24 protein-coding genes are annotated in these 25,303 nt (G+C 72.6%); 16 read left to right on the forward strand and 8 right to left on the reverse strand.

Features of this window, described 5'->3' with window-relative positions; genetic code table 11:
* The first annotated feature begins 344 nt into the window (after positions 1-344).
* Positions 345-1,646: a DUF3592 domain-containing protein gene (locus ACLJQF_RS45320; protein ID WP_410616567.1), complete on the forward strand. Its 1,302-nt coding sequence runs from the start codon at positions 345-347 to the stop codon at positions 1,644-1,646.
* Between the two features lie 140 nt (positions 1,647-1,786).
* A complete protein-coding gene (locus ACLJQF_RS45325) occupies positions 1,787-2,326 on the forward strand; it encodes a papain-like cysteine protease family protein (protein ID WP_410616569.1) in 540 nt (179 codons plus the stop codon).
* 4 nt (positions 2,327-2,330) lie between these two features.
* Here ACLJQF_RS45325 and ACLJQF_RS45330 read toward each other — a convergent pair whose 3' ends face one another.
* Positions 2,331-5,624, reverse strand: a complete 3,294-nt coding sequence (locus ACLJQF_RS45330) for a hypothetical protein (RefSeq protein ID WP_410616570.1) — start codon at positions 5,622-5,624, stop codon at positions 2,331-2,333.
* 99 nt (positions 5,625-5,723) lie between these two features.
* On the opposite strand from ACLJQF_RS45330, the gene ACLJQF_RS45335 reads away from it, so the two are divergent.
* The gene (locus ACLJQF_RS45335; protein ID WP_410616571.1) at positions 5,724-6,545 is read left to right on the forward strand and encodes a hypothetical protein; all 822 of its coding nucleotides are present in this window, start codon (positions 5,724-5,726) and stop codon (positions 6,543-6,545) included.
* Here ACLJQF_RS45335 and ACLJQF_RS45340 read toward each other — a convergent pair.
* On the reverse strand, positions 6,526-6,942 hold the full coding sequence (locus tag ACLJQF_RS45340) for a DUF6069 family protein (protein WP_410616572.1): 417 nt from the start codon (positions 6,940-6,942) through the stop codon (positions 6,526-6,528). The genes ACLJQF_RS45335 and ACLJQF_RS45340 overlap by 20 nt on opposite strands.
* 64 nt (positions 6,943-7,006) lie before the next feature.
* Between ACLJQF_RS45340 and ACLJQF_RS45345 the strand changes: the two genes are divergently transcribed.
* From ACLJQF_RS45345 to ACLJQF_RS45365, 5 genes are all read left to right on the forward strand, one after another.
* On the forward strand, positions 7,007-7,495 hold the full coding sequence (locus ACLJQF_RS45345; RefSeq protein ID WP_410616573.1) for a MarR family winged helix-turn-helix transcriptional regulator: 489 nt from the start codon (positions 7,007-7,009) through the stop codon (positions 7,493-7,495).
* 94 nt (positions 7,496-7,589) lie between these two features.
* Positions 7,590-7,829 (forward strand): hypothetical protein, encoded by a 240-nt coding sequence (locus tag ACLJQF_RS45350; RefSeq protein ID WP_410616574.1) that lies wholly within the window; start codon positions 7,590-7,592, stop codon positions 7,827-7,829.
* 75 nt (positions 7,830-7,904) lie between these two features.
* Positions 7,905-9,104, forward strand: a complete 1,200-nt coding sequence (locus ACLJQF_RS45355) for a sensor histidine kinase (RefSeq protein ID WP_410616575.1) — start codon at positions 7,905-7,907, stop codon at positions 9,102-9,104.
* A gap of 29 nt (positions 9,105-9,133) precedes the next feature.
* Entirely contained in the window at positions 9,134-9,805 is a 672-nt protein-coding gene (locus ACLJQF_RS45360; protein WP_410616576.1) for a response regulator, read from the forward strand.
* 157 nt (positions 9,806-9,962) lie between these two features.
* Positions 9,963-10,406 carry a hypothetical protein gene (locus ACLJQF_RS45365; RefSeq protein ID WP_410616577.1) on the forward strand — a complete coding sequence of 148 codons (444 nt, stop codon included), beginning with the start codon at positions 9,963-9,965 and terminating at the stop codon, positions 10,404-10,406.
* Positions 10,407-10,476: 70 nt separating this feature from the next.
* Here ACLJQF_RS45365 and ACLJQF_RS45370 read toward each other — a convergent pair whose 3' ends face one another.
* The gene (locus tag ACLJQF_RS45370; RefSeq protein ID WP_410616579.1) at positions 10,477-10,821 is read right to left on the reverse strand and encodes a hypothetical protein; all 345 of its coding nucleotides are present in this window, start codon (positions 10,819-10,821) and stop codon (positions 10,477-10,479) included.
* Between the two features lie 175 nt (positions 10,822-10,996).
* On the opposite strand from ACLJQF_RS45370, the gene ACLJQF_RS45375 reads away from it, so the two are divergent.
* A complete protein-coding gene (locus ACLJQF_RS45375; protein ID WP_410616580.1) occupies positions 10,997-14,242 on the forward strand; it encodes a family 78 glycoside hydrolase catalytic domain in 3,246 nt (1,081 codons plus the stop codon).
* Between the two features lie 11 nt (positions 14,243-14,253).
* Here the strand turns inward: ACLJQF_RS45375 and ACLJQF_RS45380 are convergent, their stop codons facing one another.
* Positions 14,254-15,447, reverse strand: coding sequence for a hypothetical protein (locus ACLJQF_RS45380; protein WP_410616581.1), 1,194 nt, complete (start codon positions 15,445-15,447; stop codon positions 14,254-14,256).
* Positions 15,448-15,581: 134 nt separating this feature from the next.
* On the opposite strand from ACLJQF_RS45380, the gene ACLJQF_RS45385 reads away from it, so the two are divergent.
* Positions 15,582-16,430 carry an SCO6745 family protein gene (locus ACLJQF_RS45385; protein ID WP_410616583.1) on the forward strand — a complete coding sequence of 283 codons (849 nt, stop codon included), beginning with the start codon at positions 15,582-15,584 and terminating at the stop codon, positions 16,428-16,430.
* Positions 16,431-16,439: 9 nt separating this feature from the next.
* Here the strand turns inward: ACLJQF_RS45385 and ACLJQF_RS45390 are convergent, their stop codons facing one another.
* A complete protein-coding gene (locus tag ACLJQF_RS45390) occupies positions 16,440-16,799 on the reverse strand; it encodes a hypothetical protein (RefSeq protein ID WP_410616585.1) in 360 nt (119 codons plus the stop codon).
* Positions 16,800-16,865: 66 nt separating this feature from the next.
* Positions 16,866-18,125: a hypothetical protein gene (locus ACLJQF_RS45395; RefSeq protein WP_410616587.1), complete on the reverse strand. Its 1,260-nt coding sequence runs from the start codon at positions 18,123-18,125 to the stop codon at positions 16,866-16,868.
* A 93-nt stretch (positions 18,126-18,218) separates the two neighbouring features.
* Here ACLJQF_RS45395 and ACLJQF_RS45400 point away from each other — a divergent pair, with 93 nt between their 5' ends.
* Positions 18,219-18,635, forward strand: coding sequence for a hypothetical protein (locus ACLJQF_RS45400; RefSeq protein WP_410616589.1), 417 nt, complete (start codon positions 18,219-18,221; stop codon positions 18,633-18,635).
* 198 nt (positions 18,636-18,833) lie between these two features.
* On the opposite strand, the gene ACLJQF_RS45405 is transcribed toward ACLJQF_RS45400, so the two are convergent.
* The gene (locus ACLJQF_RS45405) at positions 18,834-19,361 is read right to left on the reverse strand and encodes a MauE/DoxX family redox-associated membrane protein (protein ID WP_410616591.1); all 528 of its coding nucleotides are present in this window, start codon (positions 19,359-19,361) and stop codon (positions 18,834-18,836) included.
* A 134-nt stretch (positions 19,362-19,495) separates the two neighbouring features.
* Between ACLJQF_RS45405 and ACLJQF_RS45410 the strand changes: the two genes are divergently transcribed.
* The 5 genes from ACLJQF_RS45410 to ACLJQF_RS45430 are packed head-to-tail and all read left to right on the forward strand — an operon-like array spanning position 19,496 to position 21,993.
* Complete coding sequence (locus ACLJQF_RS45410; protein ID WP_410616593.1) at positions 19,496-20,197, forward strand: hypothetical protein; 702 nt, start codon at positions 19,496-19,498, stop codon at positions 20,195-20,197.
* Positions 20,194-20,709 (forward strand): hypothetical protein, encoded by a 516-nt coding sequence (locus ACLJQF_RS45415; RefSeq protein ID WP_410616595.1) that lies wholly within the window; start codon positions 20,194-20,196, stop codon positions 20,707-20,709. The genes ACLJQF_RS45410 and ACLJQF_RS45415 overlap by 4 nt, the downstream gene beginning before the upstream one ends.
* Positions 20,675-21,241 (forward strand): hypothetical protein, encoded by a 567-nt coding sequence (locus tag ACLJQF_RS45420; RefSeq protein ID WP_410616597.1) that lies wholly within the window; start codon positions 20,675-20,677, stop codon positions 21,239-21,241. The genes ACLJQF_RS45415 and ACLJQF_RS45420 overlap by 35 nt, the downstream gene beginning before the upstream one ends.
* Entirely contained in the window at positions 21,238-21,411 is a 174-nt protein-coding gene (locus ACLJQF_RS45425) for a hypothetical protein (protein WP_410616598.1), read from the forward strand. The genes ACLJQF_RS45420 and ACLJQF_RS45425 overlap by 4 nt, the downstream gene beginning before the upstream one ends.
* 18 nt (positions 21,412-21,429) lie before the next feature.
* Positions 21,430-21,993 carry a hypothetical protein gene (locus tag ACLJQF_RS45430; protein ID WP_410616600.1) on the forward strand — a complete coding sequence of 188 codons (564 nt, stop codon included), beginning with the start codon at positions 21,430-21,432 and terminating at the stop codon, positions 21,991-21,993.
* Here the strand turns inward: ACLJQF_RS45430 and ACLJQF_RS45435 are convergent.
* A complete protein-coding gene (locus tag ACLJQF_RS45435; protein ID WP_410616601.1) occupies positions 21,968-25,279 on the reverse strand; it encodes a S8 family serine peptidase in 3,312 nt (1,103 codons plus the stop codon). The genes ACLJQF_RS45430 and ACLJQF_RS45435 overlap by 26 nt on opposite strands.
* Positions 25,280-25,303: the final 24 nt, after the last annotated feature.

Genomic DNA, 25,303 nt, shown 5'->3' on the forward strand with positions numbered 1-25,303 from the left:
TCACAGGGGGTCGTAGGCGTCGCCGGCTTCGGTGAGCACCACGTGGCCGGGCGACAGCTCGGTGAGGCAGAAGCTCAGCGACGTCAGCAATTCTTCGAGGGGACCTGGCCGAGTTCCAGCTCCGCCGCGAATTCGTCCGGGGGTCTCGTCCTCGTGCCTCCCCAGGTTCGTGAAGGCCACCTTGAGGAAGTTTAACTTCCTCAAGGTGGCCTTCACGAACGTTCCGAGCCCGCTGCCCGGTGGGCATTGCTCCCTTGCACGCTTGGTGAGCCCGGTCGGTTGCCTGCTGCCGGTGTCTGCTTCATCGCAGGTCACGGCGTGAATTTCGGGTTTACGCTGAGGCGATGACGCTGGGGATGGACCGGGATGCGACCAAGCATCGCCGGTGGCAGAACACTTTTCTGGCCGGGGCGATCGTCTTCGGCTTGGCCGCGCTCGGTGACGCGGCGGGGATGGTCTACACGCTGACCGCGCCCGGATACGTCCTCGATGACGGCGAGCTCGTGGGCGAGGTCATGGTCTTCGTCCTGGCCACCGCACTGATGCTCGGCTGTGTCGCCCTCGGGCGCCGGCATGACCGGCGGCGCGCCGCGCTGGTCGCCGAGCACGAGCGCTGGCTGCCGGCGCTGAGCGAACGCGACGGCCAGGGGCAGGTCGACCTCGACGTCGAGACCGCCCGGCTGCGGCCGCTGGTGCTGCGTTCGGTGGGCCTCGTGCTCGTCTGGTTGGTCGTGCTCGCCGGGGTGGTCGCGGGATTCGTCGCGATGAGCGCGTCGGCCGACCACCTGCTGAAGACCGGGGCGCGCGTGACCGGCGAAGTGCTGGGTGTCTACAAGCACAGCCGGAGCGACGACACGATCCACGTGTCGTACCAGGTGAGCTACGGCGACCTCCGGTTCGCCGACATCGTCTGGGACTCCGGCCGGCCGTACACCGAGGGGCAGCAGATCACGGTCATCTACGACAGGGCCGACCCTGACCGGGTGCGCACGCTGGACGAGACCAACGACGACCAGACCTGGATGTGGGTGCTGGTGATCGGGATCGTCGCCGGGGTGAGCGGGCTCGTGTTGTCGGTCATCGCCGTGGTGAACTGGCGGCGCCGGTACCGCGCGGTGCTCGCCACCGGCTGGCGGATCGCGTCGGTGACCGTCGTACCGGACTACCCGGTCCGCCGGAACAGGCACATGCCGGACATCGAGGTCGCCTACCGTGACGGCACCCGGCTCACCCTGCGTGCGGCCACCTCCTCCCACGGCTCGGTACCGCTGAAGCACGAGCCGAACCGGCGGGCCTGGGTCGGCGGCACCGACCGCGACATGGTGGTCCTGTTCCCGCACGGACGTTGGCGCGAGCCGCCCTACGCGGTTCCGGCGTACGCGCTGAACGAACGGACCGGCGCGAAGACCGTGGCGGCGCCCGTTCCGGAGAATCCGGAGCAGACCGCGTTCGTGAAGCGCAAGCTGCGCGGGTTCGTGGTCGCGATGGTGGGCTGGTACGCCGTGCTGATCGCGGCCGCGGTCGTGTTGCTGCTGCTGGACTTGCTGTGGCCCTTGTTCTTCGTTGCGGTGGTGGGCTCGCTCGCGCCCATTCCGCTCGCGCAGATCTACTTCACCCGGGTGCGGGCGGCGCTGGAGGAAAAATGATCGCGGCGGGACGTACCGGCGCCGCCGTTCGGTCGACACCCGGACGGAGCAGGAACTTTCCTTTCGTAACAAGGAAAAGTCGCCGGCCGACCTGAGGGGTGGCGGCGCACCGGGCGCCGCCCTCGCCATGGGGAGATGCCGTGATCGACATACCTGTCACCTACATCGCACAACCTGACGAACACCTTTGCTGGTACACGGCACTGCAGATGATCGTCGAATACCGGCGCGGAGCCGAGGCCGCGGTCGTCGGGCATCCGGCAGCGCTGACGCAAGGCGCGGCGCAGTCGCTGGTCCGCGCCGGGATCAGGGCACAGCAGGTGCAGATCGGCATCTCGGCGACCCGCAAGGCGCTGAGCAGGCAACCGCCCCGGGGGTTGGAGGACGGCGAGACCGCGGAAATGGCCCAGCTCAACGGGATGCGGGAAGCGGCCACGCCGGCGGGTGGCTGGACCGCCGCCTCGCTCGAGCAGGCACTGCGGGACCACGGCCCGCTGTGGTGCGCGATCCAGCACGATCTTGCGGCCACCCAGCACGTGGTCGTCGTCAAGGGGGTGAACGCGGCCGGGCAGGTGGTGCTCCACGATCCGCAGTTCGGCCCGAACCTGCCCTGGGAGGTGCCGAACTTCACCAAGCGGCTGCTCACGCTCCCGAACTCCGTCCTGTACCTCCCCGCGTAGCGGGCTACTCGGGAGCGAAGGCGAGGTGCGACGCGCGTTCGCGGACGTCGGCGTCCGGGTGGTCGCGCAGCGCCAATACCAGCTCGCGCCACGGACGTGACCAGCCGGCGTGGGGGCCGGCCGCGCTCGCGATGCTCGCTGCCAGCGACGCCTCCGCCGGGCCGGCCGTGAGAGCCCGAGCGGTGTCGAGCAGCTCGGGGCGGCCCGGGTCGTGGCCGGCCAGCCAGGTCGCCAGCCGGTCCGCTGCCTGCCACGCCGGTGCGGGCCGGTCGGCGAGGGCGGCTATCCGGCGGAGGGCCGGCAGCAGTTCGCCGCGGTGGGGGAGGGCGGCGATGGCGAGCATCAGCGCGTCCGTTCGGTACTCCGCCCAGTGCGCCAGCGTCGTCGACAGCCGCTCTGCCGCGTCGCGCAGGGTTTCGCCGTCGGTGTCCAGGCGGAGCGCGAGACGGACGGCGAAGTGGCGCAGTCGTTGCCGCGCCGGCTGGTCCCGGCCGTCGGCGATGACGTCGTCCGGTTCGGCGAGCGTCGTGACCACGGCGTGCAGCGGCGCCGGATCGCCGGTGACCGCGCCCGCCGCGAGCACCGCCTCGACCGCGGATCGCCAGGTCGCGGTGCTGGTCAGGTCACCGATCAGGGCGACCAGCGCCGGGACTCCTTCGCGGTCCCAGGCACTCCACGCCGGCCAGGCGGCCAAGCCGGTTCGCGCGGTGTCCGGGTCGGCGCTGCCCGCCACCGTCCGCACCAGTGCGCCGTAGCGCGCCCGGTGCCGCTCGGCGAGGGTCAGCGGGTGGGCTTCGGTGACCGCCGTGGCTATCGCGTCCACAGTGGACGCCTCGGTGAGCCAGTGCCAGGCCCGGTCGTCGTCGAGCAGCCGGCGCGCGGCCGACACGATGGCGCGGCGGACGTCGCGGTGCAGCTCCGGGTCCGCCCACAGGGTGGCCAGTTCGCCGGCCGCGCCGGGCACGCCGTGCTCGGCGAGCAGCCGGACCGCCTCCTTGCGCGACGTCACCTTCCGGCCGGCCAGCGCGGGCCGGAGGGCGGCACCCAGCTCGGCCGGCGCGATGGTCCGGGCGGCCCGGCCGGCCGCGTACACCGCGACCCGGGCGCGTTCGGTGTCGGCGTAACCGAGCAACGTGCCCAGCGCGTCGCCGGGCCGCTCGGTCCAGGCCAGCCCGGCCAACGCGGCCTCGACCACGGCGACGTCGTCATCCTGGAGGAACGGCTGCAGGTCGTCGGCGGCGGCGCCGGGCAGGCTCGCCAGGCGGTGCACCGCCGACACCCGTTCCCAGACCGGCTTGCCGGGCGCGGTGGCGAGGCCGGCGAGCAACTCGGCGTACCGGGTGACCTGACGCGGCAACCAGTGCCGCACCGATCCGCCGAACGTCGGGACCAGCCGGACGCCGCGCGCGACGAACCGGCCGTGCGGCGGCCGGTCCAGCACGCGGTCGAGCAGATCGGTCCGGCGTCCGCTGATCGCGTCCGCGACCGCGGCCACGGTGATCGTGGACGGGTCGTGGCGGAGCACGGCTTCGACGCGATCGTCCCGGGTCGCGGGTGGAGCCAGCCACAGCTGGAGTGCCCGCCGGACCGTGCCGTCGTCGGCCGCGGCGGTCGCTTCGCCCACGGCGGCCTGGAGGCCGGGCATCGTCCACGCGCGCCGGCGCAGGCCCGATGCCAGGGCCAGGACCAGGTCGTGGCGGCCGGCGCGGGCGTCGGCGGTGATGCGTGGCCGCAGCGCGGACCACACGGCGTGCTCGGCGCCGCGAGGCAGGGCCTGGTCGAGGCGGTACAGGGTGAGGGTGTGCGCGTGGTCCCCGGCCTGCTCGAGGATCCGCAGCCCGCTTCCGACCAGGTCGGGCCGGCTCGTGAGCGTTCCGTGCCGGACCAGGGTGACGGCCAGCGCGGCGACCTCGTGGCGAGTGCCCCAGGACGCGTCCCTGGCTTGCACGGCCTCGGTGGCCAGCTTGACCAGGGCGGCCGGATCGGCCGACTGCAGCAGCCGGCCCGGGATCGCGGCGAGGGCCGCGAGCGCGGCGTGGCGGACCGGGTCCTGCTCGTTGGGCAGCCGGGTCAGCGACCCCAGCAGGCCGGCGACCACGGCCGGATCCCGGGTCGCGGCCGCCGCGCCGATCAGCAGCGGGTAGGCGAGGGCACGTTCCGCGCCGGCCGGCCGGGCGGTCGCCGCGCGCAGGACGGGCTCGGCTTCCGGCCACGGCAGCCGGGCGGCCGCGGCGCGCCGCAGGTCGGGGTGGTCGGTCACGGCGCGGGTGGCGAGCAGCCGGCGGGCGTGCTCGTGCCGGACACGCCACGGCAGGACGTCGAGCAGCGCGATCGGCAGCCCGCCCTGCTGAACGGTCCGCTGCCCCAGCGCTCCATTGAGGACGGTCGCGCGCCGGGCGGGCGGCAGGCCGCGCAACAACGCCGTCAACCCGGTCACGTAGCTGAAGGACGTGCGCGCGAGCGAGGTCAGGGACTCGTCCGATGCCCGCCGCAGAGCGCGCTCCGTGCTCCGGCCCGGCCGGAACCGGATGCGCCGGGCGGGATCGGCGAGGATCGCCACGACCCGGTCCGCGTCGGCCGCGATCGCCGTGGCCAGCCAGCGGTCCGAGCTGGCCGGCAGCCCGGTCAGCGGCCCCGAGCGCGCGAGCAGGTCGACGACCTGGACGGGGTCGTGCTCGAGCAGCTGCCGCAGCGCGGGACCGAACTGCGCCCACACGGCTGCACGGCCGACGTCGCCGGCTTCGGTCAGCCGGCGGCGCAGGTGCGCGAGCACGGCGGCGGGGTGCCGGCGGGTCAGCGCGGCGAGGTTGGGTACGGCGAAGTCCAGTTCCGGCAGCAAGGCGGCCACGGTGCCGGCTTCGCAGGCCGGGAGGACGGCGGCGGCCTCGTGGTCACCGAAGCGTGCCCGCACCGAGGGCAGGAGAGCCTCGGCCCACTCGGTGGCCCCGGTGGCGCGCACCGCGCGGTAGAGGGTGTGCCGCCAGGCGAGGGGTGCGGTCGGCAGCGCCGCGGTGAGGACGTCGAAGTGCCGGCCGCGGCGGGCGCAGTGGTTCATCGCCAGGCCGGCGATCCGGGCGTCGGCCGCGGCGAGGCAGTGGCGCAGGTGCGCGTCGTCGCCCGCGATGACGGCCATCGTCGCGGCCCAGGCGCGCGGAAGTCCGGGGACGGCGTCCAGTTCCGCGAGCAGCGCGGTCAGCTCCGGGGAACCGGCCAGCGCGCGTGCGGTCCCGGCGAGGACTCGCCGTCGTTCCGGCGCGGCCATGGGATCGATCCGGGCGAGAAGGGCACGCAGGTCCATTTCGGCGATTGTTCCCGATCATGGAGCTCGGACCAACGCAATTCCGCCCGGGGACGCCCGAGCTGGTGATCGGCGCGGCGGTGCGGTACAACCGAGAGCGTGGCCGAGCGCGTCCGGCGTCCTGACCCGCACGTTTCCGTCGAGCGTGACGTGCTGGTGCGGTACCTCGACGCGTGGACGGCGACCGTGCTGCGGTCGCCGCGGGGCGGTACCTACGTCGAATCCGGCGGGTTCGCCGCCGATGCCTTCCGGGTCTTCGGGGAGTTCGCCGACCGGCTGGCCGAGCACCACCTGGAGGCGATTCTCGTCGGCCGGGCGACGCCGGCTGGGGCGCCGGCCGGGCTCGTCGTGCGGACGGTGGACGACCTCCGGGATGTCGACGTGCCCGGGCCGATGCTGGCGCACCTCGACGGTGCCTGGCCGGCGTCCCTGGTGCGGGGCAAGGCGCACGAAGTTCTGCTCGACACGGTGCCGGGCGGCGACCACCGAGCCCGGCTGCAAGCGGCCGGGCTGGGGTGCGCGGTGGCCGTGGATCTCGTGGCGGACAACGGAAGTGCGCGGACTTTGCTGTTCGCCACGGCCGACAGCCGGCACCTGACGACGTTCAAGAACGAACTCTGGGCCGCGGACGAGTTCGCGGGCATCCGCTACCGCGACCCGCGGGACGCCGAAGGCACGCTGGTCGACATCTCGCTCACCCCACAGCTGCTGCCGCTGCGGCGGGCGCTGCTGGCGGAACTGGGCCGGCGAGGGCCCGCCACCGTCGCCGACCTGCAGAAGTTCACGCTGCTGGAGACGATCTACCGTGCCGAGGACGCCGCCGGTGCGCTGAGCGCCGCCGTCACCGCGGGGCAGGTCACGCGGGAACCGGAGAAAGGCCGGCTCACCGCACGCACGGTGCTCACCGCTGTTCGGTCATGACCGGCTCGGCAACCGGGGACAGCGTCGGGCGCAGTGCGGTGACCACCGCCGTGGCGACGACCAGGTGCATGAGCATCAGGCCGACGACGTTGGCCGCGGTGGCGCCCGCGGCGAACAGCAGCAGGTCCGGGACCCAGGTCAGGACGAGGACCGCGGGGACGACCACGCGCAGGGCCTTCGGTGCCGTGCGGGCGAGCACGAACCAGCCGATGGTGCCCAGCAGCAGTCCGACGGCGGTGAGGGGCAGGTAGGCCACGGGGGCCAGGCCCATGCCGATCCCGCCGTCGTCGAGCGCCAGCGCCGCGAGCGCGATGACGGTGTTCGCCGCGGCGGCCGCCACCAGGGCGAAGCCGAGGCGGATGACGGTGGTCGCGGTCGGTTTGGGGATGGTCGTCATCGCTCCTCCTTGGGTTTAACACGCAACTCAAACGGTAGGTTGGGTTGCGTGTTAAAGTCAAGAGGTGAGCGAGGAGGAGCCGGTCCGCTGGCTGGGCGAAGACGAACGGCGGGCGTGGATCACCCTGGCGAAGGTCCTGCTCACGCTCCCGGGCGCGCTGGAGAGCCAGCTGTTGCGGGACGCCGACCTGACACTGCTGGGGTACATGATCCTGGCCCGGCTGTCGGCGTCCCCGGGGGAAAGCCTGCGGATGAGCGAGATCGCGGAGATGGCCAACGGGTCGCTGCCGCGGATTTCGCACGCGGTCGCGCGCCTGGAAGACCGGGGGTGGGTGACGCGCGAGGTCTGCACCGGCCAGGGCCGCCGGTTCACCACCGCGACGCTGACCGCGGCCGGGCGCGCGCACCTGGCGGCCTCGGCGCCGGGGCACGTCGCCACCGTCCGCCGGCTGGTGGCCGATCCGCTCGGCGACGACTTCGTCCGGTTCGGTGACGCCGTGGCGCGGATCGTGGAAACCCTTGGCCTGCCCACGGAAATCCTCGAACCCGAGTAGTTCCGTCGCGGGTGTGGAGTTCTCCGCCCGGCCGCGCCACACTGGTCTGCGGTTCCGGCCGGAGAACTCCACACCGCCCGAGGAGGGGTGAGGGATGCCCACCGCGATCGAATACGCAGTAGCCGCGCCCTGGCACGGACAGAACGGGTGCGGTGGTGGTCCACCGGCCCAGAACTTCCACGGTGGCGGGGCGAGCCTGGCCGGCTCGGTGGTGCACCCGGACGTCGTGCCCGCGCCGGCCGAAGGGTTGCTGCTCACCGGGTTGCCCGTGGCGCTGCTCGTCGCGGCCGTGGTCTGGCGACGGCGGCGCGGGGGCGGGACCCCGGCCGGATAGCGCGTCAACTCCGGCGGTACCGAAAGTCAACCCTGGGCGCATGACGCACCGCAGCCGGGCGGATACGGTGACCCGGTGCGGGCGGCGTGGACGCGGGTGTGGCGGTACCGGGAAGCTCACCCGCTACTGCTGGACGCCTTGGTGTCGTGGCTGGTCGTCACCGGTGTCGTGCTGGCCGCCCGCTACGACTACGCCTCGCACGGCCGGGTTTTCGGTCTCCCCGGTGTGCTGCTGACGGCCGCGGCCATCCTGCCGATCACGCTGCGCCGCCGGGCCCCGGTGACGGTGCTGCTGCTCTGCCTGGCCGGGTCGTTGGCGTCAGTGGTCGCCGGCTACTGGGACGCGCTGAACAACTTCGGCCCGCTGCTCGCCCTGTACACCGTTGCGGTGCAACGATCCCGGCGCGTTTCCCTGGCCGCTGCCGCGCTGGCCACCGTCGTGCTGGCGGCCGGGACGACCGCCGCTGAGCTGGGGCCGCTGTGGCTGCTGGCCGTGCTCGCCGCGCTGGTGAGCACGACCGCCTGGGCCGTCGGCGACATCCGCCGGATCCTCACCGAACGCAACGCCCGCCTGGAGGTCCTGACCCGGGAGCTCGAACGGGATCGGGAGGCCCGGGCCCGGCGCGCCGTCACCGAGGAGCGGATGCGCATCGCCACCGAACTGCACGACGTGCTCGCGCACCACATGTCGGTGATCGCCGTGCAGGCCGGGCTGGCCGGTTATGTGCTGGAGTCCGACCCGCCGACCGCCGCCGGCGCGCTTGGTGCGGTCGCCGACACGAGCCGCCAGGTGCTGGACGAACTGCGGCGGCTGTTCGTCCTGTTGCGGATCGGTTCGGATCCCGTTGTCCCCGCCGACGATTCTTCGCCGGCGTTCAGCCTCGACCGGATCGCGGTGCTGGCGGACCGCGTGCGGGCGCTGGGCATCCCGGTCGAGCTCGTGGTCGACGGGGTCGTCCGCGCGCTGCCGGACAGCGTCGCCCTGTGCGTGTACCGGATCGTCCAGGAATCGCTGACGAACGTGGTGAAGCACGCCGGCGGAGCGGGGGCGCGCGTCCGATTGGCCTATGGCGACGCGGTTTTCGTCGCACAGATCACCGACGAGGGAAGAAAACGCAGTGTCCCCGCGGATTCCGGTGGGCACGGCCTGGTCGGGATGCGGGAACGCGCAAGGCTTTACGGCGGCACGCTGACCGCCGGCCCGCGCGCCCGCGGCGGGTTTGAGGTCGTGCTGGCCTTGCCGATAAGCTCGGCGGGAGGAACGCACAACCACTGACGCGGACAGCCCGGGGGAAGCGATCGCGGATGGTTCGGGTGCTCGTCGTCGACGACCAGGAGTTGATCCGCGCGGGGCTGGCGGCGCTGATCCGCGCCACGCCGGGGTTCGACGTCGTGGGTGAGGCGGGCAGCGGGGAGCAGGCGGTCGCCGTCACGGCGGAGCAGCCCGTCGACGTGGTGCTGATGGACATCCGGCTGCCCGGGATGAGCGGAATCGCGGCCACCGCCCGGATCCTGGCCGAGGCGGGCGCTCGGCCGAAGGTGCTCGTCCTCACCACCTTCGACCTCGACGAGTACGTCTACCAGGCGCTGCGGTCGGGCGCCTCGGGCTTCCTGCTCAAAGACGCGTCACCGGACCAGATCCTGGCCGCGATCCAGGCGGTCGCCGCCGGCGACATGCTGTTCGCGCCGGCCGTGACCCGGCGGCTGGTCGAGGCGTTCACCCCACCCGCCGAAAACCGGGTGCCGGCGCTGACCTCGTTGACCGAGCGGGAAACCCAGGTGGTCCGCCTGGTCGGGCACGGCATGTCGAACACCGAGATCGCCGGCCGGCTCACGGTCAGCGCCGGCACGGTGAAGACGCACCTCAACCGGGCCATGGGCAAGCTCGGCGTGTCCAGCCGCGCCCAGGCGGTCGTCGTCGCGTACGAGTCCGGGCTGGTCGTGCCCGGGGCGGGCAGCCGGTACACCGGCGGTTGAGCCCGGGCTGCCGCAACGGTGCACCCGGGCGGTTCCGGCTGCCGCGTGATTCACGCCGGGAACAAAACCGGCGGGAGATGTCCATTTCCCTTGCGGTCGCTAGATTTCCTTCTGCGCGCGCATCGAAATCCGAACGAAAACCACGGAGGGGAAAACCATGGGCAGGATGTTGACGCGGATGATGCTGATCGCACCCGTGCTGGCGCTGGGCTCGGCCGTGCTGGCGGCCACTCCGGCTTCCGCCACGGTCGACGACAGTTTCACCGTCTCCACGACCGACGGCTGTGGCGCGGTGGATTTCGTCGACTACGGCGCGGGAGCGCCCGGCGGCGGCAACAACGACGACTACGCGGTCGTGCACGACTACTGCGGGGACGGGCACGGCGTGAAGGCGTGGGCCTGGCTCGACGGCGTTCTGATCGGGTCGAAGTACAACGGCAACGGGCTGGCCGGGGACCCGGTCATCTGGGATCCGTTCCAGGCCTACGGCAACGTCATCGCCGGTGACTCGGTGGGCCTCAAGGTCTGCCTGGTCGACGGCAACGGGGACACCACGCCCGCGCGGTGCGCCTCGAAGACCCGCACCAGCGTGGACGGCTGAGCGCCGAGGTAACGGAAAGCCGCCCGGAGACGTCGTCAGCGTCCCCGGGCGGCCTTCGCGCGCGCGGGGGCTACCGGTTGGTCAGGTGGACGATGTCCGGGATCGCGATCAGCAGGGGGACCGTGAGCCAGTAGATCGTCTTGTCGAGGGCCGGGGCGCGGAAGGCGAACAAGGCGTTCAGGCCGAACGCGACGAGTGCGGCGAAACCCAGGGCGGCGAGGCCGAGGAAGATCACCGTTCCCGCGCCGTCGTCGACCACTGTCGGGTCGATGTCGGCCAGGCCCAGCTCGCCCGCGATGACCTGGAACGCCAGCAGGCCCATCGCCACGGGGTAGTAGCACGGGATCGCCAGCAGCAGGTTGAGGGGAACGCCGATCAGCCAGACTTGATGCGGGCGAAGTTGACCACGGGGCACGCGATCATCATGCCCGAGCCGGCCGAGGGGGTGCGGGCATTCGATGGATTCGCCCGGCGGGCCCGTTCGCGGCGGTTGACGGCCGTGACCGCGGTCACCTAACCTCCTAAAAGTCTCACTCGGTTGAATCGTTTCAATCACTGGGAAGTCCGCCGTGGCTGGAAGGCAGCGCCGCATGAAAGCCCCTCGCACCGCACAGAGCTTGCTGGCCGTGGTCCTCGTGGTCCTCGGTCTCCTGCCCGGCACCGCCGCCACCGCGGCGAGCGCGACCACCCTCGACGGGCTCACCACGAACGGCCGGGTCGACCCCTTGGGAATTCCCGGCGCCGACCCCGTCTTCGGCTGGAAGATCTCCTCGCCGCGGCGAGCGGTCACCCAGACCGCCTACGAAGTCGAGGTCGGCCGGACGCCGGGCGCCGCCGACGTCTGGCGCTCCGGCCGGGTCGGCTCGGCGCAGCAGGTCGACGTCGCCTACGACGGGCCGGATCTCGCCTCCGGCGTCCGGTACTTCTGGCGCGTCCGGATCCGGGACGACCAGGGCACACCCAGCCGCTGGAGTCAGCCCGCGTGGTTCGAAACCGGACTGCTCACCGCGGCCGACTGGGGCTCGGCCGCCTGGATCGGCAAGCCCGCGCCGTCCTACGACCAGTGGACCGACTACACCGTCACGGAGACCTTCCGGCTGAACAGCCTGGCCTTCGGCACCTTCCTGCGTGCGCGGGACGCCGGCAACGCCTACATGTGGCAGCTCAACGTCGGCGACTCCGCGACGTCGGTGCCGTTGCTGCGTCCCCACCTCCGCGTCAACGGCGGCTACTCGGTGCTGGCCGAAGTGGACCTGCGGCCGTTCGGGTTCACCCGCGCCGGCCTGCTGACCGGGACGCACACCGTGGCCTACACCGTGGAGGGCAGCACGATCCGGACCAGTTTGGACGGTGTCGTCGTCGACACGCGCACGGTTTCCGATTTCCCGAGCGGGCGGGCCGGCCTGCGCACCTTCGGGACGGAATCGGTCACCGTGCAGAAGTTCGCGGTCACCAAGCCGGACGGCACCGTGCTGGCGAACCCCGAACTCGCCGTCCCCAACCCGTTCACCGGCGGCAGCGTCGACAACCGCGAACTGACCGTCACGGGGAGCACCGACGCGCTGTGGACCGGCAGCGACTCCTCCGAGCCGCTGCTGCGGACGTCGTTTTCGACCACGCCCGGGAAGCGCGTGGCACAGGCCCGCGTCTACGCGTCGGCGCACGGCGTCTACCAGCTCACGCTCAACGGCCGCAAGGTCGGCGACCAGTACCTCGCGCCGGGCTACACCGAGTACGCCAAGCGGATCCAGTCCCAGACCTACGACGTCACCGGCCTCGTCCGGGCGGGCGCGAACGGGTTCGGCGCGGCGCTCGGCGACGGCTGGTGGGCCGGGAAGATCGGGCTCGCCGGGAAGGGCCAGTACGGCACCGACCTGGCGCTCGTCGCGCGGCTCAAGATCACCTACGCCGACGGCGGCGTGCAGTGGGTCGACACGACGCCGGGCTGGAAGTGGCGCACCGGCCCGTTCGCGGCGACCGACAACCAGCTCGGCGAAACCTACGACGCCCGGCTCGAGCGGCCGGGCTGGGCGACCGGCGGGTTCGACGACTCGGCCTGGGCGCCGGTCGTCGCGCGGCCCTCGGACACGGCCAAGCTGTCACCGCAGCCGGACGAGCCGGTGCGGGAAACCCAGGTCCTCGCCGCGATGGCGGCCACCCGGCCGGCTCCGGGCGTGACCGTCTACGACCTCGGCCAGAACATGGTCGGCGTGGCCCGGGTCAAGATCACCGGCAAGGCGGGCGAGACGGTCAAGATCCGGCACGCCGAGGTGCTCGACCCGGACGGCACGATGTACGTGGCGAACCTCCGGGCCGCGACCGCCACTGACTACTACCGGTTCGCCCACGACGGCACGCTCACCTACCAGCCGACGTTCACCCAGCACGGCTTCCGCTACCTCGAGATCAGCGGGCTCGCCACGCCGCCGGCCGTGGCGGACGTGCAGGGTGTCGTGTGGGGTTCCGACCTGCGTCGCACCGGCACGCTCGGGACGTCCGACGGCATGCTGAACCAGTTGCTCAGCAACGTTTCCTGGGGCGCGCGGGGCAACTTCCTCTCGATCCCGACCGACACCCCGGCGCGCGACGAGCGGCTCGGCTGGACCGGCGACATCAACATCTTCGCGCCGACCGCGAGCTACCTCAGCGACACCCGGGCGTTCCTCGGGAAGTGGCTCACCGACGTCCGCGACGAGCAGAAGAGCAGCGGGTCCATCCCGGCCGTCGTCCCGGCCACGAACGGTTCGTTCGACGAGAGCGGCGTCGGCTGGGAAGACGCGCTCATCACCGTGCCGTACGCCCTGTGGCACGCCTACGGGGACGCGCAGGTGCTGCGTGACAACTACGACGCGATGAGCCGGTTCTTCGCCTACGCCCGCGCGAGTGCCGGGCCGGACAACCTCGAGACCGGGCGGCTGACGTTCTTCACCAACGACTGGCTGAACCTCGACGACCCCCCGGACCAGGGCGTGCTCGGGACCGCTCTCTGGGCGCAGGACGTCCGGATGATGGCGGAGATGGCCGGCGCGGTCGGCCGGACCGCCGAAGCGGCCGAGTACACCGAGCTCTACGGTGCCGTCCGCGCCGCGTTCACCCGGGCCTACGTGGCCGCGGACGGGACGGTACTGGGCAACTCGCAGACCGGGTACGCCCTCGCGCTCGGCATGGACCTCGTCACCGATCCCGCGGTGAAGGCCAAGGCGGGGGCGAGGTACGTGGCGAAGCTCGCCCAGAGCGACAACCACCTCAAGACCGGGTTCATCGGGACGCCGTGGCTGCTGCCGGCCCTGACGAACATCGGCCGCGACGACCTCGCCTACACGTTGCTGTCCAAAAAGGACTACCCGTCGTGGGGTTACGAGATCGGCAAGGGCGCGACGACCGTCTGGGAACGCTGGAACTCGATCCAGCCCGACGGCACCTTCGGGCCGGTGGACATGAACTCGTTCAACCACTACGCCTACGGCGCGGTCGCCGACTGGATGCACCAGTACATCGGCGGCATCCGGATCAAGGAGGCCGGCTACCGCAGGAGCGTGATCGAGCCGCACATCGGCGGCGGGCTCACCCACGCCGAAGGCGCCATCGACACCGTCTACGGACGGCTGTCGGACGCGTGGGCCGTCACCGGTGCCGGGCTGACGATGACCGTCACCGTGCCCGCCGGCACCACCGCCGAGGTGGTGATCCCGTCGGGCAACGCCGGGTCGGTCACCGAGTCGGGCAAGCCGGTGCGGTGGGCCGACGGCGTTCTGAGCGTCGCTTACGACGCGGGGAAGAAGGCCACCGTCGCGGTCGTCGGGTCCGGGCAGTACCGCTTCCGGGCCCCCAGGTAGGCCGGGCTTCCTCAGTGTTCCGCGGCGGGCGGCGGAACACCGAGGAGCCGGCCGAGGTAGAGGTCCCTGGCCACCAGGCTCACCGCCAGGTGGTCGGCGAGCGGGTCGAAGAAGGCGCTGCGGTACTTGGCGTCGGTCACCGTCGAGGCGGCGAAGTACAGGCCGGAGAACGCGGCGATGAACAGCGAGACCTGCAGCAGCTCCTGCGGGATCGGCAGCTGGATGCCGAACAGCGTGCCGCTCACGGGGTCGCGGCCGACCCAGGCCTTGATCACCGCGTGCTGCACCGCGACGATCCCGAAGACCACGAAGAAGACGAACACGAGGGTGGCGAGCACGAAGGTCTGCAGCACCTGGGTCAGGACCAGGACGAGCACCATGTTCGCCCGTTCCAGCTTCGTGAGCGGGAGCCGTTCGGCGGGGACGTCGTCCGCGAGGAAGCCCGCGAGCGGCGTTTCGCGCAGTTTGTCCAGGCCGACGGGCGCGGTGCGCGACTGGGTCAGCCGGGTGACCTCGTCCTTGAGCATCGCGAGCAGGAAGGCCACGGCGACCAGGGCGAGGAGCCCGACGACCAGCCACATCCGCTGCCGCGGCAGCGCGGCGCCGACCTGCCAGATCTCGGTGGTGAAGAACCCGAAGACGGTGAACAGCAGCAGGAGCGGGAGCGCCCGGGTGATCAGTTCGCCGAGCAGCCGGGTCTGGCGGTACGCGGCCCGCAACGCCCAGCCGACGATCGAGCCGACCCCGACGAAGGCGGCCGCGAACAACCCGGTCAGGATCGCGAGCTGGGTGAGGAAGCCGAGCGGCAGCGAGTCGCCCGCGACGACCCGGTCGACGACGGGCACGACGACCACGAACCCGGCCGCCATGATCGCCGCGGTCCCGGTGCCGCCGCGGTCGACCAGCCTGCGCCGCACCCACCGCGCGGTGAGCCAGGAGCCGAGGGCGGGGAAGACGACCAGGCTCAGCAGCAGGCCGGCGTAGCCGAGCGCGAAGAGGTCGTTCTCCAGGAGCCGGTCGAAGTCCGCGTCGGTTTCGCCGTCCACGGCGGACAGCAGTGCGGTGAGCACCTGCCAGGCCGCGATGAACACGACCGCGGGCGCGATGCGGACGAGGAGGTGCGCGGGCCGTCCCCGGACCACGGCGGGCAGCCCTCGCCGCCGGAACCACTGCTCGACGGCTTCGACGCCGCGTTCGTCCGCCATCATCGCCTCCCGATCGGCGCGGCCGCCGCCGGGATGCTAGCGCGGACCCGGGTCCGCGCCGGGGCCCGGGTTTGCCTCGTGGCGGGTGCGCCGGAAGGCCCCACGCCGTACCGACTGGCTGGTATGTTGACGGCGTGATCGAAGCGGCGCGCCGGACCTGGCGACTTCTCGAGCCCTACCACGGAATGATCTACTTCGCCCCGGAAGCCACGGCCGCGTACGGGGAACTCGGCCTCACCGGCCGCGCCGGCTATTTCGCGTCGAGGTCGGCGGCGCTCGGAGCGGTCCCGGCCCCGGTCGTGATCGCGACTTTCTACAACTTCAACCCGGCCCTCGTCCGGGAGTCGATCACCGCCGCCTGGTCCACCACCGACCCGGCCGCCGTCCTGGCCGCCCGCCACGCCGCGGCCGACCGGGCGTTGCGCGGCATCCTGGGCGACGCGATCGGCTCCCCGGAGATGCACCGGGCCGCCACGCTGTCGCGCGAGGCGGCCGAGACGGTCACCGACGACGTCGTCGGCCGCCCGCTCTTCGCCGCCCACGCGGCGTTGCCGTGGCCCACCGAGCCGCACCTGGTCCTGTGGCACGCGCAGACGCTGCTGCGCGAGTACCGCGGCGACGCCCACGTCGCGGCGTTGCTGACGGCCGGTCTGAGCGGCATCGAAGCCCTCGTCACCCACGCCGCTTCCGGCGCCGTCCCCGCCGCGACGTTGCGCACCTCCCGCTCGTGGTCCGAAGAGGACTGGAACGGGGCCGTCGCCGGCCTCCGCGAGCGGGACTGGCTCACCGGCGACGCGGACCCGACGTTCACGCCCGCGGGCGCGGCCCGCCGGGCGGACATCGAGCAGGCGACCGACGAGAACAGCGTGCCGCCCTACGCGCACATCGGCGAGGCCGCCTGTGGCGAACTGCAGGAACTGGTGAAGCCGTTCAGCCGGGCACTGGCCGAAAAGCTGATGCCGTGGGCACTCGCGAGGCAGTAGCGGCGAGGCTCACTGGCCGTAGGAGAAACGAAGATCGGCGAACAGCAGGTGGTTGAGCCGTCGCCGGAGGTGTCCGGTCTTGCTCTGGTCGGGGGCTTCGTGGGGAGTGAGCAAGGTGAATCTCAGTAAGGTCCCTCCGTCGTGCGTGGCCGTCAGCGCGAACTGGACCTGATCATCGGGCCGGCTCGGCCACAACGACGACCACACCACCCGGCTGGGCTTCTCCGCGGTCAGGACGCCGGGATCGACTTCGTCGGCCAGCAAGTGGAGCCACGGGCGGGCACCAGGGCGACGAGGTTCCACGAGCGAGCCCCAGACGACAGCCGGCGGTGCCGGTAGTGTGCGCGCCCGCGAGCCGATCTCGATCACCCGAGCAGAGTACGTCGAACTGCTGTCAGCCGGGTGCGGCAGCGCGCCGGAACACCGAAGACCGCGTCACCGGTGCTTGCGCGCCATCCACTGCCAGACGTGGGTGCCGTCGGCGCTCGGGTCGTTGCGGGCCACGTAGATCCACGACCAGTGGCCCGGGAACCGGTGGCCGTTCCAGGTGACGTCGTCGTAGAGCGTCACCTGCGAGCGGGGGATGAGTTCGTGCGCGTGGACGGTGTTGGCCTGCGGGTCCACCGTGTCGTCGTCGCGGGAGGCGACCAGCCACGTGGGTGTGGTGATCGCGGTCAGCTCGGCGTCCGGAACCAGCGGTGGGTCGCCTGCCTTCCGGGCGGCGACGACTCCGCAGATCGGTACCGACGCGGCGAACGTCCTCGGGTAGACGGTGGTCATCTTCAGGCTCATGTAGCCGCCGTTGCTGCAGCCCGCGACGTGGACGCGTCCGGGGTCGACGGGGCGCGTGCGGCTCACGTCGCGGATGATTTCGTGGATCAGCGGGGCGAAGCGGGGACCGTCGTCCATCCAGGCGGACGTGCTTTGCGGGACGACGACGTAGGCGCCGTCGAAGATCGCTTGTGCTTCCCGGGTGGCGAAGCCCAGTGCGCCGCGGTTGGCGCGCAGGGTCGTCTCGTTGTCGTAGTAGCCGTCGGGGAGCGAGGCGCCTTCGCCGCCGCCGTGGAGCCAGACGACCAAGGGCCGCCGGCCGTGGCGTGCGGCCGGGGAGTACAGCCGGTACTTCATTCCCGAACGGGCGGTGTGGTGGGTGAAGGCGTCGGCTTCCGCGTTGACCAGCCGGCCCTGCGTGAACCCGGTGAGCGTGACCGGGCGGCCGTTCCGCAGGCGGACGGGGGCGTTCTGGTTGATGGTGTAGACCAGGTCCAGCCGGACGTTGCGGCTTCTGCTGGTGAGGTAGCCGAGGGTGTTGCCGCCGGTCCGGCCTTCGGCGTGGCTCAGCTCGAGCACGATGTCGCCGTGGTGGTCGAGCCGCGCGGCGGTGACGGGCCGGTCGAGGTCGTAGCCGATGTCCTGGCCGCCGGTGTCGATCGGGCTGCCGGCCTTCGCGTGGACGCCGAACGTGCCGGCGGTCAGGCTCGCGGGGTCGATCGGCCCGATCCGGGCGGTATCGACGGTGATCGAGGTGATCTGTTCGCCGCCGTCGAGCGTTTCGGCGTCGAGGGTGAAGCCCACGCTGCCGGGCTGGGCGGCGTGGGCGGCGTGGGCGGCGTGGGCGATGGAGGGCAACGCAAGGCCGGCGGTGACGCCTGCGCCGGTGGCCAGCGCGGTGCGCCGGCTGAACGCTTTCACCATGCGAACTCCTTTGTCCGGGCGCACCCATCGTATCGCCGGCACGGCCTTCGGAAAGCGGTTTCAGGTAGCTACATGAGCCGGTACGGTCGCGTGATGACCGACCTCCGCGAGTTCCGCCGGGCGTGCCACGAAGCCGCCCGGCGCACCGGTGGCCGGGTCGTCGAGTTCCGGGTTGCCGACGAGGTCACGCCGAACTTCCACCAAGGCGTCCTCGACCACCGGGGTCGTCGCCTGTCGATCGTGTGCACCAGGGATCGGACGGAACCGGTCGTGGCGATCGCCCGGCCGCGGGCGATCGACGGGACGGCGGTCGAAATGGGCGCGCTGACGTTCGTCGAGGCTCCCGAGCTGGTCGCCGCGCTGGCGGAGTTCCCGGCGTTCCGGGTCCTCACCCCGGCCGAGCTGGCCGGGCCGTTCGACGCGCGGACGTGGCCCGGCTACCACCCGGCCGACCTGAAGTACTGGGCTCCGGCCGATCTGGGTGAAGTGCTCTTCAACTACTGGGACTGACTCGGCGGCGCGGGCCGGCAGTGGCACCGGCGAAGAGTGGACCCGCCGCACCGAACTGGCCGCGACGCCGCCGGCCGGGCTTTTCGAAGCCGAACTCCGCGCGGCCGGCGTCCGCATTCCCCGGCCGGACCGCGTGTGAACGAATGTCGGGCGGTGATTTTCCGGCGAACAATCGACGATCCACAAACCGTGAAATAATCATCGAAAAGCGCGGCCGGGTTTCCGGTCGCCGGCTCCGCGCCACGCCGGAATCAGGTGGTTCGCCATCGCGAGGACCACGCCGGCGGCCACGCACGCCCACCGGTCCGGCGCCGGCCCGGGCACGCCGAGGAACGCACATCCGGCGCTGCCCACGGCGAGCGCGACCGCCCGGAACACCACCACCCACGACACCCTCTCCGCGCCGAAACACCCGCACGGCACACCCGGCCGGCGCGTCCGCAACACCGCCGTGTAGCCCGCAAAAGCGCAGTACAGCGCGGCTTGCGCGGCGGCGGGCACGACCATGGCCGCCGGGTCGACGAGCAGGACCGCGAGCACCGCCGCGCCCACGAGGATCTCCGCGCCGGCGGCCGGCGCAGCCACGGAGGGCGGCAGCAGGCGGTGGGCGCGCAGCACCGCGCGGTGCTCGCGGTGGCGTACCGCGTGGGGCGCACCGGCGACGGCCAGGAGAATCGCCCCGAGCGCCGTCAGGACCGTCATTCCCGCGGACCAGAAGCTGTGCATGGACCCACTGTAATAGTGGACAAAAATACCCTCCCCGATCGGAGCAATTCGGGAACCGTTGGAAAACGATCGTGGCGACCGCCGAATCCGTCGGCTACGCTCACCCGGGTGCGATTCCGGGAATCGGAGGTCTCATGGGGGCACAACGGTTGCGATTGGTGGCGCCGAGCGGGGACCGGGTGACCGTGGGGCTGCCCGCGGCGGCCCCCGTTTCCCACGTCGTGGCCGGGGTCCGGTTCGTCGGCGGGTCGTACGGCACCGGGTTCCAGATCGGCGCGCGCGGCTACCACGACTTCGCGTGCACGTACGTCGCGCCGGCCGACACCCGCGAGCGCCTGCTCGTGCACGGCCGGGAAGTGGTCGTCGCCGAGGCCCGCGACGGGCAGTCGTCCGTCGCCACCCTGCTCGGTGCCTACCACGAGCTGATGACGGTGTACGCCGGCCCGGCGCCCCGCCGCGACCGCGTGCTGGCCCTGTTCGGCTCGCTGCGGATCGAAGACCACGTCGACGGCATGACCGTCGTCCCCCGCGCGGAGACGCTGCTCGATCCGATGAACGAGCACTTCGTGGTCGTGGTCAAGGACCACGGTTCGTTGTCGATCCCCGCGCCACGCCAGGCCGCGGCCCTGATCCCCCGGCACGCGGGCGCGCGCACGCAGCACGGCGAGGTCTGGAAGGCCGGGTACGCCGAAGATTCCGCAGATTCCGCACGCTCGTTCGTCCTCGGCTGCCCGGCGGGCCTGGCCGAGGTCCACCTGGCGGACACGGCGGCGAAGACCGAACGGGAACGGCTCGACTGGCTCGACGGGATCGACATCGCCTGGGACCGCCGATGACGCCGTCGGCCGCGTTCGCCGTCCTCACCTGGGCGGCGATCATCCTGCTGTTCTTCGGTCTGGCGGCCGTCCTGCGCGAAGTCCGGCTGCTGCGCGCGACGGTCACCCGCGGCGGCGACGGATTCGTGGCCGCACCGCCCGATTTGGTCCTCGGCCCCCGGTTCGCGGACCGGATCGTGGCGGCGGTCGATTCGGGCTGCCCGCTGTGCCTGACGGTGGTCGAGCGGCTGGCCGGGCTCGGCGCGGAAGCGACCCTGCTGACCCACGAACCCTCGACGACGTGGGCGGAATCGGCACACGGCCTGCCGGTGATCAGCGACGGCGAAGTGTGGCGCTCGGTTTCCCACCTCTCGCCGCCGGTGCTGATGCTGCTCGACGGCACCGGCCGCGTGCGCCGGATGCTGCTCCCGGTCCGGGTGGCCGAAGTGGACACGGCACTGGCCGGATGGGGCCGCCCGAAGGAAGGAGGCGACACCGGTGACGCTGGAGTTGGCGCGCATTCCCGACTTTGACCGGCCCGGCCCGGATGCCGTGGCCACCCGTGCCGGCCGGAAGCTGACGGCCCGCGGCACGCGCCGGACGTTCCTGCGCGCGGTGGCGCTCGGCGCGCTGACGCTCGGCGCGACCGCGCTCGACTGGTCCGGCCTGTCCCGCGTCCGGAAGGCGAACGCCGAGTTCAGCCCGTACGGCATGCCGGGCTTCGACCGCAACGACTGCCGGGACGCCTACCCCACCGGCTACGCCGAACTGACCGACACCAGCGGCACCTACGTCAACACCTACGCCGCGTGCTTCGGCGGCTTCTGGCGGGGAAGCACCTACTGCGAGGCGGGTTGGCACAAGTACGGCACGTGGAACGAGGGCGGCATCCAGGTCGACCACCAGCCGGTGGCCAACACGTGCGGCCAGTTCGTGGGCAAGAACGCGTGGCGGTGGACGACGCCGGACCTGAAGGTCTACCGCTGCTCCGACGGCTTCTCCACCTTCTGGGGCGGCGGGTACACCGGCCAGACGTACCTGACGATCTGCCGCGCCGCCCTGTGACGGACGGGACTTCCCGGCTTCGCTGGCACCCGCTGACGATCGCCGCCGGGCTCGTGCTCGCCGCGGCGGCGGCGACGATCGCGCTCGTGGTCGCGCCGGGCCGGTTGCTGCCCGGCGCGTGGCTCGTGCTGTGCGCGGCCGCCGGGTTCGCCACCAGCGGCTCCAGTTGAAGCCGGAACTCGGCCTTCGTGCTGAGCTCGCCGGTCTGGCGAGGCACTCCGACACTGGCGTTCTGCGCCGGGCTCGTCTGCGGCGGCGCTCTGACCGCGCTCGTCCTGCTCGTGGCCGGTTCCCTGCTGCGCGCACCGCTTCCGGGGGGTGCGTGCTGGGCCGTGGTGGCCGCGGCGCTGGGTGCGGTCCTGCTGCGGGAAACCGGGCGGTTGTCGTTCCGGCTGCCGGAAAACCGGCGGCTGGTGCCGGACACGGTGTTCCGGCTCGGCCGGCACCTCGGCCCACTGCAGTTCGGGTTCGAAATGGGCACCGGCGCACGCACCTACCTGCCCAGCGGCCTGCCGTACGTCGCCGCGGTCGCCGTGGCTCTCACCGCTTCGCTGCCCGCGGCGCTGGGCGCGGGCGTGGGCTTCGGGCTCGGCCGGGCGCTGATGACCACGGCGAACCTGCGCTACGACGGCGAAAGCGGCTGGGACGGCGAATGGCGGGCCCACGGCCGGGAGCTCAAGGTCCTGACCGGGGCCGCCTTCGTCGTCCTGCTCGCCGCGATCGCGGTCACGGCGCTGTCCGGTACGCCCTGATCACCGTCTGGGTGACGGCGTTGCCGTCGGTGTCGCGGGCGGTGATCCGCAGCGACACGAACCCTTCGCCCGCCGGGTTGCGCACCACCGCGAGCCCGCCGTTGCCGATGCGGACGGTGGGCACGGGCGTCCACTGTGTACCGTCGTCGGTGGACGTCTCGACGCGCAGGTCCGCCAGCCGGAGGTCGCCGGCACCCGGCTGCCGCTGGGCCGTCAGCGCCAGCACGAACGGCTTCCCGGCCGGGGCCCGGCTCTGCTCGTCGACCGCGCCCTCGGCCCGGACCACCAGCAGTGGCAGCGGTTTCGCCGGCGCCGCCAGGCCGGGCTCGCGGAAGGTCCAGGCCACGTCCACCGCCGTGCCCACCTCCGACCACGGCACGCTGCGGGTGGCGACCGACCGCAGTGTGTAGGTGCCCGCGCCATCCGGGATGGCGAGGGCTCCGATGGCCGGGCTCGGCGTGGTGGCCAGCGTGACGCCGTCGCGCGAGAGCGTCGCCGTGCCGGTGAGGCCGCCCGGCGGCGTGGTGTACTGCTCCGGATCGCTGCCCGAGACCAGCGGGATCGCGTACACCAGCTGGTTTCCGGCGCGGAGCACACCCCAGCCGTCTTGCGGTGCGCCGAACGCGGGCCCGACCGGGGCACGGTTCCAGCCGGAGTGCTGGAATCCCGGCCGGTAGGTGCGGTACGAGTAACTGCTCTCCGCGTCGGTCAGCGGGTCCGGGTAGACCGCCAGGAGGTGCTGCCAGCGCACCCCGGGCGTGTAGTACTCGGTGCGCCGGCTCGGCAGCGCCTGCGCCGTGACCTGGTAGGTCCCGCTGTCGGCGCCCGGGAACCCGAACGTGACGTCGTCGAGGCGCAGGCTTTCCGCCGGTTTCCCCTGGGTGTGGTAACGGGCGTCGACCACCGCGAGGTCCCGGTCGCGCACGCGGAAGACGGGGTCCGCCGGCACGCGGCCGCGCTCGAGGAAGGCCAGCTGGTAGACGTACCCGTCCGGATCCACTCCGGGTGGCCGGGCGGCCAGCGTCGCCCGGAAGTACAGCGCGTAGGTGTGGTCGGTGACCTCGCGGCCCGAGCCGGCCGCGTACAGCTCGGTGCCCGGCTGGACGATCCAGGCGAGTGTGCTGGTGCGGGTGCCGCCCGGATTCCCGGACACCAGGCCGAGTTCGCCGCCCTGCAACCGGGCGTCCGGGCGATCGACCACCGCCCGCAGTGGTTTGCCCGCGCGGGCGTCGAGCGTGATCGAAACATCGCCGGTCACCGGCTGAGCGGGGCGCGACAGCAGCGTCACGGCGGCCGGCCGGGTCTGGCCCGCCGGGTCACCGGACACGTCGAGCGCGTTGAGGTCGTAACGCCCCTTGGGCACCCGGACCACGGCCGTGCCGTCGGCGCCGAACGGCCGGACGCCGAACGCGGCCCCCGTCGCGGTGTCGACGAGCGTCGCGACGCCCGCGGTGAACCGCCCGTCCCGGCCGATCAGCCGCACGGACACGGCGTAGCTTTCCGCCTCCAGGAAGGCACCGAGCGCGGTCTGCACGGTGATCCCGGGCGCGGTCGCGGTCAGCCGGCCGCCGTACTGCCCGGCCGCGCTCCCACCGGCCTGGAGGGTGACGCCGACGTCGGCATCGCCGTGGGCGGGGACCACCACGGACGGCGCCGAGGGCGTGAACAGCGGCTGCGGGTTCGTGGCCAGCGCCAGGGTGACGGCCGCGTCGCCGTCGTTGTGGTAGGTGACGGTCTTGGTGACCGGCCGGGTGCGGGGCCACGCGACGAAGCCGTAGCCGAGGCTGCCGGTGGTCGCGGTGACCTGCTGGGTGACCGCGCGTTCCGCGTCCACCCGGCCGGCACCCTGCTCGACGACGTCGGCGGTGGGCCGGGCGGTGCTCGTCAGCGTGGTCTTGAGCCGGCCGGCGAGCCAGTCCGGGTGCCGCTGGAGCAGCAGCGCCGCCGTACCGGCGACGTGCGGCGCCGCCATCGACGTCCCGGACAGCCGGGCGTAGGCGGCGTCCACCGGCGCGATGTCGCCGTCGCGCGTGCCCGCGGCCCGGGCCGAGACGATGCCCTCGCCCGGCGCGGCGAGGTCGGGCTTGACGGCGTGGTCGCCGAGCCGCGCGCCCCGGTTGGAGAACGCGCTGGTGGTGTCCTGGGCCGACACGCTGCCGACCGCCAGCGCCGCGTCCGCGGCGGCGGGCGCGACCACCGGCCCCGGTTCGGGCAGGTCGAGCGAGCGGTCGTTGCCCGCCGGGGCGACGAACAGGGTGCCGTAGCGGGCGGTCAGCGCGTTCACCGACTGGGACACCGGATCCGTGCCGTCGGTCGCGTCGCCGCCGAGGCTCAGGTTGACCACGCGGACCTGCGGCGCGATCCACTCCAGGCCGGCGATCACCGCGGATTCCGGGCAGCCGTACGCGACGCAGACCTTGCCGCTGACCAGCCGGGCGTCCGGCGCCACCCCGCGGTACCGGCCACCGGAAGCGGCCCCGGTCCCGGCGATGATGCCGGCGACGTGCGTGCCGTGCCCGAGGTCGTCGCCCGCGTCCGGCCGGGTCCCGGTGAAGTCCTGGGCGGCGACGACCTTGCCGGCGAGATCGGGGTGATCGGCCCGGACGCCGGTGTCGAGCACGCCGACCGTGACACCGCGGCCCGTGTAGCCCGCCTGCCACGCGGCCGGGCCGCCGATCTGCGGCACGCTGACGTCGAGGGCCGGGGTGGCGAGGCCGTCCAGCCACACCTTCCCGACGCCGGGCCGCAACGTGGCGCCGGCGGTGAGCCAGGTCCAGAACTCCGTTCCGCGCCGCCGGTCCTGTTTCAGGGCGGCGCCGCGCACGCTCGGCAGGTCGCGGACGGCGGTCGTGGCAGGTGGTGCGGCTGGTGGTGCGGCAGCGGGGGAACCGGCGGAATAGGTGACGATCAGGGGGAGCCCCGCGGCGGAATCGGCGAGGTGCTGCCGCAGCAGCCCGGAAACGTCGAACAGGCGGGAATCGAGTTTGCCGGCCGCCACCAGCGCCAGCGCGTCCGACGGCACGACGGTGATGTCGCCGGAGTTCGGGCCGGTGTGCGTTTCGCGGAAGAAACCGATCCGGTCGCGACCCGGGCCCGGTTCGACCGTGACCGTGCTTTCCCCGCGGGAATTCGGGAGCACCCGCACCCGGTCGCCGGTGATGAGCGTGACGGATTGTCCGGAATCGCCGGGGGTGATCGGCGAGGCGGGCGGTTCCGCCGCTGCCGGAACGGGCAGCGCCACCCCCGCCACGACCGCGGCCGCCACCGCCAGTTGTCTTCGATGCATGTCAGGACCCTCCGCCTGGAGCTC

Source organism: Amycolatopsis sp. lyj-109 (genome assembly GCF_046548995.1).
GTDB lineage: Bacteria > Actinomycetota > Actinomycetes > Mycobacteriales > Pseudonocardiaceae > Amycolatopsis.